Origin of the sequence: Clostridium pasteurianum DSM 525 = ATCC 6013 (genome assembly GCF_000807255.1) — a bacterium.
GTDB lineage: Bacteria > Bacillota > Clostridia > Clostridiales > Clostridiaceae > Clostridium_I > Clostridium_I pasteurianum.
In genome coordinates, this window is record NZ_CP009268.1 from 2,334,994 (window position 1) to 2,347,582 (window position 12,589).

Annotated in this window: 10 protein-coding genes; 1 reads left to right on the forward strand and 9 read right to left on the reverse strand. The window is 30.3% G+C overall.

What is annotated here, in order from left to right:
* Positions 1-3: 3 nt before the first annotated feature.
* The 8 genes from CLPA_RS10585 to tnpA all read right to left on the reverse strand — a co-directional run bounded on the left by CLPA_RS10585 (position 4) and on the right by tnpA (position 7,328).
* Positions 4-786, reverse strand: coding sequence for an ABC transporter permease (locus tag CLPA_RS10585; protein ID WP_003441869.1), 783 nt, complete (start codon positions 784-786; stop codon positions 4-6).
* Positions 786-1,643: an ABC transporter permease gene (locus tag CLPA_RS10590; protein WP_003441868.1), complete on the reverse strand. Its 858-nt coding sequence runs from the start codon at positions 1,641-1,643 to the stop codon at positions 786-788. Before CLPA_RS10590 ends, CLPA_RS10585 begins: the two co-directional genes overlap by 1 nt.
* Positions 1,644-1,653: 10 nt before the next feature.
* Positions 1,654-2,715 (reverse strand): ABC transporter ATP-binding protein, encoded by a 1,062-nt coding sequence (locus CLPA_RS10595; protein ID WP_003441867.1) that lies wholly within the window; start codon positions 2,713-2,715, stop codon positions 1,654-1,656.
* Positions 2,716-2,935: 220 nt separating this feature from the next.
* Positions 2,936-3,580: a hypothetical protein gene (locus CLPA_RS10600; RefSeq protein ID WP_003441866.1), complete on the reverse strand. Its 645-nt coding sequence runs from the start codon at positions 3,578-3,580 to the stop codon at positions 2,936-2,938.
* Between the two features lie 223 nt (positions 3,581-3,803).
* Positions 3,804-5,033, reverse strand: coding sequence for an aminopeptidase (locus CLPA_RS10605; RefSeq protein WP_003441865.1), 1,230 nt, complete (start codon positions 5,031-5,033; stop codon positions 3,804-3,806).
* 237 nt (positions 5,034-5,270) lie between these two features.
* Positions 5,271-5,858, reverse strand: a complete 588-nt coding sequence (rbr, locus tag CLPA_RS10610) for a rubrerythrin (RefSeq protein ID WP_003441864.1) — start codon at positions 5,856-5,858, stop codon at positions 5,271-5,273.
* A 196-nt stretch (positions 5,859-6,054) separates the two neighbouring features.
* Positions 6,055-6,705: an HAD family hydrolase gene (locus CLPA_RS10615; protein WP_003441863.1), complete on the reverse strand. Its 651-nt coding sequence runs from the start codon at positions 6,703-6,705 to the stop codon at positions 6,055-6,057.
* A gap of 200 nt (positions 6,706-6,905) precedes the next feature.
* Complete coding sequence (tnpA, locus tag CLPA_RS10620) at positions 6,906-7,328, reverse strand: IS200/IS605 family transposase (protein WP_003441862.1); 423 nt, start codon at positions 7,326-7,328, stop codon at positions 6,906-6,908.
* Positions 7,329-7,581: 253 nt separating this feature from the next.
* Between tnpA and CLPA_RS10625 the strand changes: the two genes are divergently transcribed.
* On the forward strand, positions 7,582-11,316 hold the full coding sequence (locus CLPA_RS10625) for a multicopper oxidase domain-containing protein (protein WP_003441859.1): 3,735 nt from the start codon (positions 7,582-7,584) through the stop codon (positions 11,314-11,316).
* Between the two features lie 72 nt (positions 11,317-11,388).
* Here the strand turns inward: CLPA_RS10625 and CLPA_RS10630 are convergent, their stop codons facing one another.
* Positions 11,389-12,546 (reverse strand): MFS transporter, encoded by a 1,158-nt coding sequence (locus tag CLPA_RS10630; RefSeq protein ID WP_003441856.1) that lies wholly within the window; start codon positions 12,544-12,546, stop codon positions 11,389-11,391.
* Between the last annotated feature and the right edge of the window lie 43 nt (positions 12,547-12,589).

Here is a 12,589-nt window from a genome sequence, read left to right on the forward strand (position 1 = left end):
ATTTTATTTTTTTAAAGAGACCTTGATAGTCTGTGATATAATTAAAACTAAAAAAGTTATAATTAACATTATAGTACACAATGCATTTATTTCCCCTGAAAGACCAAAACGAAGCATAGAAAATATTTTTATAGGCAAAGTAGTACTCTCTGGCCCACCTACAAAAAAGTTTATTATTATATCATCCAAAGATAAAGCAAAAACCAACATAGCTCCTGATATTACTGCTGGAAATATTATAGGCAAAGTTATAGTTTTAAAAACAATAAAATTATTAGCTCCTAAATCCATAGCTGCTTCTTCAATAGATGAATCAAAATCAGCTAATCTAGCTTTAACATTAATTAAGACAAAAGGAATACAAAAGGTTGTATGTGAAATTACTAATGTAGTAATACCAAAATCCACCTTAAGTAGAGAAAAATAAATCAATAAAGATATACCCATTATTATTTCTGGTATTACTATAGGTATATATAATAATAAATTAACTGCATTTTTACCTTTGAACTTATATCTATGTAAACCAACGGCACCTATGGTACCAATTACAGATGAAATGAAAGTACTAATAATTGCTACTGTAAAGCTATTCTTTATAGCAATTAATACATTATCATCATTCATTAATTTTACATACCAATCCATAGTAAAACCTGCCCAAATTGCACTACTTTTTGATGAATTAAAAGAATATATAACAACAATTATTATTGGAACATATAAAAATGCAAATATAAGCAGCATATAAATGCACGATAAATTTTTTAATGCTTTTACTCCCATCAAAAAACCTCCATATCAACTTTTTTACCAACTATTTTTGTATAAATACCTATTAGTATAATGGAAATTGCAATCATTACAATGGACAATGCCGCACCAAAAGGCCAATCTCTTGATACTAAGAATTGATTTCTTATCAGATTTCCTATTAACATAACCTTGCTGCCTCCCATTAAATCCGCTATAAAAAATAATCCTACAGAAGGTACAAATACTAAAATGCATCCAGCTATTATTCCAGAAGTAGTTAGTGGAATTGTTATAGTTAAAAATGCCTTTAATGGTGATGCTCCTAAATCTTTAGCCGCTTCTATGTAACTTCTATCTAATTTTTCTATAGAATTATATATTGGAAGTACCATAAACGGAAATAGAGTATATATCATTCCTATAAGAACTGCCCCATAAGTATACAACATATTTAATGGCTCTTTGATTATATTAGTGATCATCAAAAAATGATTTATAACCCCCTGTGACCTTAAAAGTATCATCCATGCATAATTCCTTATAAGTGAATTAGTCCAAAAGGGTAAAATAATAATTATTAGTATTATAATATTAAATTTTCTTGGTATCTTTGAAGAAAAATATGCGAAGGGATATCCTATAATTAAAGTTACTACAGTTGTAATAAGAGCAATTATCAGTGAATCCACAAATACTTTAAAATATAAAGGATTTCCCATTCTAGTATAATTTTCAATAGTGAAATTATAAAAAATTCCTCCATTTGTTCCTCTCTGCATAAAACTTATAAATATTATATATAAAAGCGGTACTGCCACGAAGATAAACATCCACAGCATTATGGGTATAGTGGTTGTTAATTTTGACATATCTATTTTCTTCTTCATAGTATCTCTCCTATACATCAGCGATGATAGACATATCCTCTTCTGCCCAATAAATCCAAATGTCAGTGTCTATCTTAGGTAATGCAGCTTTCTTATCGTAATTATAAATAATTATCTCCTGACCATCTATTAATGAAACAATCATTTTAATTAATGATCCACTATAATTATATTCTTTTACAGTGGCTTTAACAGAGAAATCCTTTTTATCACTTGAATATTTTATATTTTCTGGTCGTACTGAAATATAGAGTTCTTGATTATTAATACCGATATTCTTTATTTTTATAACATCGTTATGAATCTTTGCTAATATTTTTCCATCTTCACTGTTTTCAAAATTTACTTTAATTATATTGGATTCCCCTATAAATCCTGCCACAAATTTTGTTCTAGGTCTTTCATATATTTCTTCAGGTGTTCCTACTTGCTCAATTATTCCATTGTTCATTACAACAATTCTATCAGACATATTTAAAGCTTCTTCCTGATCATGTGTAACATAAATAAAAGTTATACCAAGATTTTTCTGAAGTTTTCTAAGTTCTACTTGCATTTGTTTTCTAAGTTTTAAATCCAAAGCCCCTAGCGGCTCATCCAGCAATAATATTTTGGGATCATTTATTAGTGCTCTTGCTATAGCAACCCTTTGCTTTTGCCCACCACTCAATTGGCTTGGCTTTCTTTTTTCAAAACCTTCAAGCTTAACTAAACTAAGCATAGCTTTTACTCTTTTAGATATTTCTTTCTTGTCTACCTTCTTAATTTTGAGGCTATATGAAATATTATCGTATACTGTCATATGTGGAAAGAGTGCATAATTTTGAAATACTGTATTTACATTTCTCTCATGAGGCTTTTTATTATGAACAGGTTCATTTTCTAATAAAATATTACCGCTGCTTGGTTCTTCAAATCCACCGATCATTCTTAATGTAGTAGTTTTACCACATCCACTAGGACCTAAGAGAGTTAAAAATTCTCCTTTTCTTATTCTTAGAGACATATTGTCAATTATTTTTACATCGTCAAAAATTTTTTCAACTTTATCTATATCCAATATAACATCCAAAACAATTTATTCCTCCTAAATAGCAAAGTATATCCTAGTTTTCATATCTAAAATCTAGGAATTAAGCTTATTATAATATTATAAAAACTTTATGTCAATTAATGACTTAAATTCTTTATCCGATGACTAACAGTCGTAATACTTATGGCACTCTGTAAAGTGGTAGATAACGGCTGCTATGTCCCTGGATAACGATTCCTAAGTATCGAGAATACAGATACTAAGAATTCTGCTTATCTTCATTTAAAAACTTTTTATAGATGGTTGTTACTTCACCTAAAATTTTTATACTTTCCTGAATATTATCATCAACTTCTAATGAATGTTGTGCATTATTAATTAACTTCAATTTAATATTTTTATGGTGCTGTAATGATCTTATATTTTTTTCACCAAATATTGGATCTCTTGTTCCTATAATTGTGTAAGTTTCTACTTCTATCATATGTTCTACAGTATGGGGGGTAGGTGTTAAATACAAGGACTGAACATTTTCATATCCAATATTTTTTGCAATATTACCTGCTATTTCACCACCTATACTTTTGCTTATAAAATAAAGTTTATTATATCTCTTATGACTACAATTTCTTATAACTGGCAATATTTCATCTGCTATAATTTTAATTATATCTTTTCCAATATCATCTTTAGATAATTTATATCCATATCTAACACATAATACATCCATTTTTTCCATAGATGCTGCCTTTCTTGCATAGTACAATAAAGGTTTTTCAAAACTATAATTAACTCCAGGAAACAATACAACTAGAGAATTATTTTTATCTTTATCACAATAGAAATCATTAACTATCTCTTTTCCGTTTCTAGATTTATATATTACGGGTAAAAATTGAAACAAAGAATCACCTTCTTAAAATATTTTATTTAAATTATATCATATTGACAAATTTTATTGAAAATTTTAGAAATATTCTAAATTTATTTTGTATTTATTATTAAATACTCTACAAATTTTTTTAATGTTTTAATGTTTTAATTTTTTAATAATGGACTGTATTGCAATTCATAAATATGTATTGTGATACAGTCCATTATTAAATAAATATTTAAAACATATATTTTTAATATTTAAAATTTCCATTCTCAAATACTGTTATTTTATCTCCATTATCTTTTATACCTGTAATATTTAAATCTTCTGTTCCTATCATGAAGTCTACATGTTCTATTGAATCATTAACACCTATAGCTTTCAGTTCATCTGCTGACATTTCTTCTCCATTTTTTACGCATACAGGATAGGCTTTACCTATAGCTAAATGACAGGAGGCATTTTCATCAAATAATGTATTATAAAATAATATATTAGAATTTGAAATAGGAGAATTATAGGGAACTAATGCAACTTCACCAAGATATTTACTTCCTTCATCTGTATCTATAAGACTTTTTAAAGTATCATATCCCTTATCAGCAGTAAAATCTACAATTTCTCCATCCTTAAAAGTAATTGAAAATTTTTCAATTAGATTTCCTCTGTAATTTAGTGGTTTGGAACTTACTACAATACCATTTACACCTGTCTTTTTAGGTAATGTAAATACCTCTTCTGTAGGTATATTTGCAATAAACTCTACATATTCAGGAGTATAGGAAGATCCTCCAAGCCATATGTGATTTTCAGGAAGTTCTATTTTTAAATCTGTACCCAAGGAATTCTTATATTCAAGATACTTAAAATTATTTTTATTTAAAAAATCCATACTCTTATTTAAATTGTTTTTATGTTCTTCCCAGGCAGCTACAGGATTATCTACATCTGCTCTTACTGCTTTAAATATGGCATTCCAAAGCTTTTCCACTGCTATGCCTTCTGTTGTACCTGGGAACACCTTTTTTGCCCAAGCTTTAGTTGGTACAGATACTACACACCATACATTTTTGTCACTCATAAGTCTTTCTCTATAATCCTTCAAAGCTACACTTGAGGCCTTATTAGCTTTCATAAGCCTTTCTGGATTTACATCTTTCATTAACTCTGGATCTGAAGCTGAGATACTTAAAAAAGCTGCCCCTTCTTTCGCATAGGAAACATATAATTCTTTTCTCCAACTAGGAAATTCTTTAAAAACTTCATCCGGTGCATTTAAATATTTTATCTTTGAAAGAAGTTCATCATTCCAGCTCACTACTACATCCTTAGCTCCTTCTTTATAAGCTATTTCCGAAACCTTTCTAGTAAATTCTGCACATTCAATAGGAGAATTAATTACAAGAATTTGATTTTTTTGAATATTAATACCTTGTTTTACTATAAGCTCAGCATATTTTTTTAAAATATTATAATTCATAATGGAAACTCCTCTCTTTTTATATGATTTTTTATACTATACATATTTTTTAATTGTATACTATGGTAAAGTATACCACAAAATTTATATAACATGCATGATGCAATTATCTACAATTTGTAATATACAGTTAGTTTAGCCAATCAATTTATTTAAATCTACCTATAAAAAAATTTAATTAAAATAAAAGGCTGCCTCAAATATCTAAAATACATGAGGCAGCCTTTTTATTTTAAATTAATAATTTTCTTCAAGAACTTCAAAATAAGATTGTGGATGAGCACAAGCAGGGCATGCCTTAGGTGCAGCTTGTCCTACATATATATATCCACAATTATTACATTTCCATTTTACAACACTTTCTTTTTCAAATACTTTTTCCTTTTCAACATTTTCAAGCAATTTTCTATATCTTTCTTCATGATGTTTTTCAACTTCTGATATTCTATTAAATACTATAGCTATTTCATCAAAACCTTCTTCTTCTGCTACTTTAGCAAACTCAGGATATAGCTGTGTCCATTCTTCATTTTCTCCATTGGCCGCAGAAAGCAAATTAACTTTAGTATCACCCAATGCAATAGGATAGGCTGCATCATTAATAGTAACCGCTTCTCCACAAAGATTACTATTTAAAAATTTGAAAAATCTTTTAGCATGTTCTTTTTCATTATCAGCTGTTTCTATAAATATATTTGATATTTGTACATAACCTTCTTTTTTTGCTACAGAGGCATAATAAGTATATCTATTTCTAGCTTGTGATTCTCCTGCAAAAGCTTTTAATAAATTTTCGGCAGTTTTTGTTCCCTTTAATGATTTCAAATATATCTCTCCTCTCACTAGTTAATTAAATATTTTTCATTAGTATTATCAAAACCCTGTCCATTTTATCGCTTACATCTATATTTTACTATTTTTTTATAAGTATTTAAAGTATATAATGAATGATTAATTGAATTATTTCAAATATTAAAATAATTCAATTATATTTTCTAAGTCAATCCCTAAAATATATTATTTAATCCAATATTTGGCTTAATCCATTAATATCTTTAACTATATACTCAGGCTGCTCCTTTTTTAATTCCTCATAAGATCCATATCCATACAATACCCCTATAGAATGAATTTTTATCTCTTTTGCACCAATGATATCATATTTTCTATCCCCCACCATAATTACATTATCTTTTTCACATTTACACACTTCTAATGCATGGGAAATTACTTCTCCTTTTCTACTTAAAGTACCGTCTAAATTACTGCCAGCTACAAATGTAAAATATTTATCTATATTAAAATATGTCAATATTCTTTCTGCAAAAATTTTAGGTTTTGAAGTTGCTATAATTAGATTTTTATCTTTATTGTAAAGTTTATTTAATAATTCAACAATGCCATTATATAATTTATTTTCAAATATACCTTTATCAGAAAAATATTCTCTATATTTTTCAACAGCATTATTTGCATCAACATCACTAAAATTATAATATTTTTTAAAGGAATCTTTAAGAGGTGGACCAATAAATTTATTTAAATTCTCTAAATCACTTTCAAATATACCAAAGTATTTTAATGCATATTGTATAGATTTAGTAATGCCTACCTTGGGATTAGTTAAAGTGCCATCTAAATCAAACAAAATGGTATTATAATTTTTTTTCATAGTAATTCTCCTATCAAATTATATTCTAATTTCTAAATTATGTACTAAATATTTTAACATATAATTTAATACAACAAAAGTTAGCAACCACCATTTCAAATGGTGGTTTAATTTTGGTCCCTCCAGGACACGTTACTGGCACGCCTAAAGGCGGTTTCGCAAAGCCATTTTTACTGGTTACCTCTCATGCGAGGCCTTTGCTATTTTCTTCCGTCTTCTAGTTTATCACTCTCTTCTTGTTGCCTTATATACTCTATTATTGTATCTTCATTTACATTTCCTACCGTTGCTACATAATAACCTCTTGCCCAGAAATGTCTTTCTCCCCATCTACTTCTATACTCTGGATGCCTATCAAACAACATTAATGCACTTTTTCCTTTTAAATATGCCATACACTCAGATACACATAATTTTGGTGGAATTGCTATATACATATGAACATGATCTTTACAAACCTTTCCTTCTATCAATGTGATCTGCTTCATTTCACATAACTTCTTTAAAATTTCTACTATATCTTTTTTTGTTTCACCATACATTATTTTTCTTCTATACTTTGGAATAAACACTATATGATATGTGCAATTCCATCTAGTATGTGCTATACTTGCATTATCCATTTGGATAACCTCCTTTGATTTGATACGGCCTGCGAAACCTGTATCATTATATCATTGGAGGTTCTTTTACTCTAGCCAAATCTACTGCTTATTCTATTCGCCCCATCTCAGATGGGGGATTAATATACTGTGTCATTTAAATAATATTTAATTTAACAATTAAAATATTAATCTCATAATATATACTGCAATGAATAATCTTTTCATTATTTAAATTAATAATTTTCTACTCATAAGGAGGGGTAACACTATAATGGGATTAAAAAATTATAAACTTAACGATAACAGAATTTATTTTGACGGAGGATATGTACAAGTTAAACACTTTAATATAGTTGCCATACCTACTAAAATAGTATATAACAATGAAGGAGATCATGATCCAAATGGATTAATGTACGTTTTAAAAGAAGATGAAAACACTCTAATAGAAGCAGTTAAAAAAAATCCATTTAAACCTGTAGATATTGTTAGTCCTTTAGTAATAAGAGCAAATTTAGGTGATATTTTAATTATAGATTTTGAAAACAAATTGAACAGACCTGTGTCTATTCACATTCAAGATATAGATTATAATGTTTTACGTTCAGATGGCGCCGCCATAGGTTTTAATCCCGATACTACAACAAGAAACAAAATAAGATATAGATGGGTTGCTGACAAAGAAGGTATATTCTTATTTAATGATATGGCTGATACCAGAAGTTCAGAAAAATCTACAAATATTCATGGACTCTTTGGTGCACTAATAGTTGAACCTGTAGGTGCAACCTGGACCGATCCTGTAACAGGTAATTATATAAAAAGCGGCTTATATGCAGATATACACCATCCAGCACTTCCTGACTTCAGAGAGTATGTTACAATATTTCATGATGAACCGGAAATAAAAGATATTAATGGCAATCAGCCTATAAATCATGAAACTGGAATGCCTGAAGCAACAATGCCAATAAATTATAGAGCAGATCCTATGAGGAATCGTCATCCTGATGGTACAGGAGGTGTTGGCGAGGAAGTAGCCTTGAGTTCATGGACTTTTGGTGATCCCTCTACTCCAGTATTACGTGCCTATAAAGGTGATCCTGCTAAATTTAGATTAATTCATGCAGGGATAAAGGAAACCCACGTATTTCATCTTCATAATCATCAATGGAAATTGGACACTAATGATCCTAAATCCACTATAATTGACTCCATATCCTTTAGTCCTCAAGAAAGCTTTACTATTGAACCTTTATTTGGAGCTGGAAGCTTAACTGGATGTATAGGTGATGTTATATGGCATTGTCATCTTTATCCTCATTTTGCTGAGGGAATGTGGGGACTGTGGAGAATACTTGACCGTCTGGAAGATGGTAAAAGTCAGCTTCCAGACGGCAGTTGTGTACCTGCTCTGATTCCACTGCCGGATAGAACACCTCCATCATCCCAAGATGATGACCATCCTGGATTTCCACGATTTATAGCTGGAGAGGTTGGTAAAAAGCCTTTTAAACCACCACTAGGAATAGTCAATGGCAGAGGTCCAACACCTTTAGAAAAAGCAAATTTTGTTCCAAATGCAATTTCAGGAGCTTTATATTCTGGCACCTGTCCAGCAGATGCAGTTACTAAAGTTTTTGAAATAGTAGCTATTCAAGTTCCTATAAAATACAACAATGCAGGATGGCATGACCCTGAAGGAAGAATATTTGTTCTAAAAGAGGATGAAGATGCAGTTAGAAATGGCAAAAAATCACCCGAACCTTTTGTTATAAGAGCAAATGTAGGAGATTGCATAGAAATTAGGCTTACAAATAAACTTCCTGAAGCAATAGGTGGAAATGCCTTTCAATTATTAACCAAAACCACAGAAGTTGGCTGGCATATACACTTAGTTAAATTTGACGGCATTGTTTCTGACGGTGGTGCTAATGGATGGGATAATGATTCATCTGCTAATTTTGGTGATACTCTTATTGAACGATTTTATGCCAATACAGAACTGAGAACAGTATTTTTCCATGATCACTTATTTCCTAGTACTCATCAACAGCATGGATTATTTGGTGCATTGATTATTGAACCCTCTAACGCCACTTTTCACGATCCTAAAACTGGTAAAGAAATAAAAAGTGGAACTCAGGCAATAATAAAAAGACCCGGTGAACCTGACTTTAGAGAGTTTGTCCTTGTAGTTCATGACTTTGCACTTCTTTTTGATAAAGATGGTAAGCCTTTAAATCCGCCACCTTTTCCAGGATCTCAGGAGGATCCAGGAGTTATGGGTATAAATTATAAAAATGAGCCTTTTCAATTTCGCAAAGGCGATCCCGCTTATGTTTTTAGCTCCTATGTACACGGTGATCCCGTTACACCTCTTCTTGAAACTTATGAAGGAGACCCAATACGAATAAGGTTATTTGATGGTGCACAGGAAGAACAACATTCTTTTAATCTCAACGGCTTAAGATGGAGAAAAGAACCAACATATGCAGTATCTCCTATTATTCAAGCACAAACTTTAGGTATATCAGAAGCCTTCAATATAGAAATAGATGAAGATTATAAAAAAGGGGATTATTTATATTATTTAGGAGGAATAGATGACTTATGGCTTGGTTTATGGGGCATATTAAGAGTTCATAAAGAAAGGGTTGATCATCTACTGCCTCTTGAGGATAGACCTTTACCTCCAATTAGAACAAAACCCTTACCTTGCAAAACAGGTAATCCACCGCTTAAAGCAAAATGCCCTGCTCATCCATGTCTTAAAGATGCTAACACAAGAAAATTTGATGTTGTTGCCATACAAAAGGATATTGTATACAATAAATTTGGAGATCATGATCCAAATGGCTTGATGTTTGTATTAGCAGAACATGAAAAGGCAATTATGGCTGGAACTATGAAACCTAAACCATTAATATTAAGAGCAAATGCGGGAGATTGCATAGAGGTAACCTTAACTAATCATATTTTTAAACCACTGGTACAGGATAACCACCCAGAAGTTCCTGTAGAAGCTCCCTTTCCTCCATCAAATAGAGTTTCTCTTCATGCACAATTACTAAAATACGATGTTTTAAACTCCGATGGAGCAACAGTAGGTTTTAACTATGATCAAAGCATTGCTCCTGGTGAAAGTATAACCTACAGATGGTTTGCTGACTCAGAATTAGGTACCTGTACCCTTACTGGCTTTGGAGATATACGAAACCATAGACATCACGGTCTCTTCGGTACTATTATAATTGAACCTACAGGCTCTAAATATATTAATGCAAAAACTGGTAATGAAGTAAAAAATGGTTATCTAGAAGAAATAGTGATATCCAATCCAGGCATACCAGACTTTAGAGAATTTGTAGTGTTTATGCAAGATGGTATAAGCTTATATGATAAAAATAATAAGCCAATACCAGATCCCGTTGACGGAGGACATGGTGCAGCTCATCCAGATCCAGCTAACCAAGGACAGAATTCAGCTCATTTCGACCCTGTTGACGAAGGGCATGATGTACCTCGTCTAGATTTTGAGGACCAAGGTCAAAAGGGAATTAACTATAGATCTGAACGCTTTGAGAATCACTTAAAAAAAGATCCTAGAGTACATCTTGTAATGAGCTCAAAAATTCATGGTGATCCAGCCACGCCTGTTTTTAAATCTTATCCTGGTGATCCTGTAAGAATAAGGCTCCTTATGCCAGCAGATAAACCAAGGAATCACAGCTTTGTATTGCATGGGCATTCCTGGAAAGCTCAATATTCCGACCCATTTTCTAATATTATATCTGTACAAGGAGCAATAAGTATCGGTAATGTATTTAATATAATCCTAGAAAATGGAGCGAACCAAAATCCAGGTGATTATTCCTATAGATCTGGAATATTCCGTTGGGATGTAGAATTGGGCATGTGGGGAATATTAAGAATTTTTGATAAAATTCGTGATGATTTAATAACTATAAATGAAAATGATAATTTTTATAAAAAATACAATTAAAATATAAAAAAGAGGATTTAATATTAAAAATAAAACTAATTTTTAATATTAAATCCTTTTTTAAAACTTTTATTAACTTAATTGTCGCTTACCAGTTTTTGAAATCAAATAATGTAAAGCTACTATAAATATATATGCATAGAAGAATATCTGAATTATAAATACATAACTAACTTTTATTCCTCCAGCAAAGCCTATAATATATGTTAAAAATGTAGCTCCAAGATTATTAAAAATTGTTACAATTGCAGAAGCTGCAGGTACATATTCACTATCCACATGCTGTATAACATATCCTTGAATTGCTGGATACACTAAAGACATGGATAACCCAATAACAGCAATACCTATTAATGATTGAATTTTAGTGTTACCTGATAAAATTATAAATATTCCTAAAATTGATACTAAAGGTGAAATTGAAAGAAATCTCAAAGTTCCAACCTTTTCTAAGATTTTATCTCCCATAGCTCTTCCCACAGTAAATAGAATCCAAAAACTAGATAAAATTCCTGGAACTTCAGCCTTGGTAAGACCATAATAGCTTTCAAGAAAAGTTCCTGTCCAGTTAGTTGTTGATATTTCTGCTCCTACATAAAAGAAAATCGCAAGAGACAATAGTAAAACCAGTGGATTTCTCAATATAGAAAAAGTATTAACACATCTATCTTCTTTTTCACAGGGAGCATTAACTTCAACTTTTGAAGATATTATAATAAATGCAATCACGCAGATTATATGTATAATATAGGTATAATTAAAAGCTATATTATTTTTTAAAATAAATCTATCTATAGGTAAAATTAAAATTCCACCTAATCCAAAACAAGCTTGACCTAAACTAAATTTTTGATATTCTTTAGGAAGTAATGAAAGTGTGGTAGTTAAAAATACTGTCCCCATACCAACTGCTAGTCCTGATATAAAATATCCAACTAAAAGTACATAAAATGATTTTGAAACCAAAATTACAATACTAGCAATAGCTGCAAATAAAAATCCCACATGCAATCCTCTCTTAAGGGTCATCATATTTTGTAATCTTGCACTAACTATACTCATTATAAAAGAAGAACAGTAAACTACTGGCGGCAATATTGCAATAAGATCGTTTGATACTCCATAGGTACTTTTTATTGTAGTTATAAAAGGTGATAAAGTATTAGAAAATAAAGATAAAAAAAAGAAACCTATAAAAACAATTATCATATTTTTTAAATTTTTATTCATTGTATTCCTCCAACCTATAATTTATGATATAAAACATTTAATT

Bases quoted from the DNA above. Each gene is read 5' to 3' on its own strand.
- CLPA_RS10605 (WP_003441865.1), bottom strand. From the start codon at position 5,033: ATGAATTATAATATTTTAAAAAAATATGCTGAGCTTATAGTAAAACAA.
- CLPA_RS10625 (WP_003441859.1), top strand. From the start codon at position 7,582: ATGGGATTAAAAAATTATAAACTTAACGATAACAGAATTTATTTTGAC.
- CLPA_RS10585 (WP_003441869.1), bottom strand. From the start codon at position 786: ATGGGAGTAAAAGCATTAAAAAATTTATCGTGCATTTATATGCTGCTT.
- tnpA (WP_003441862.1), bottom strand. From the start codon at position 7,328: ATGGATAATGCAAGTATAGCACATACTAGATGGAATTGCACATATCAT.
- CLPA_RS10630 (WP_003441856.1), bottom strand. From the start codon at position 12,546: ATGAATAAAAATTTAAAAAATATGATAATTGTTTTTATAGGTTTCTTT.
- CLPA_RS10590 (WP_003441868.1), bottom strand. From the start codon at position 1,643: ATGAAGAAGAAAATAGATATGTCAAAATTAACAACCACTATACCCATA.
- CLPA_RS10615 (WP_003441863.1), bottom strand. From the start codon at position 6,705: ATGAAAAAAAATTATAATACCATTTTGTTTGATTTAGATGGCACTTTA.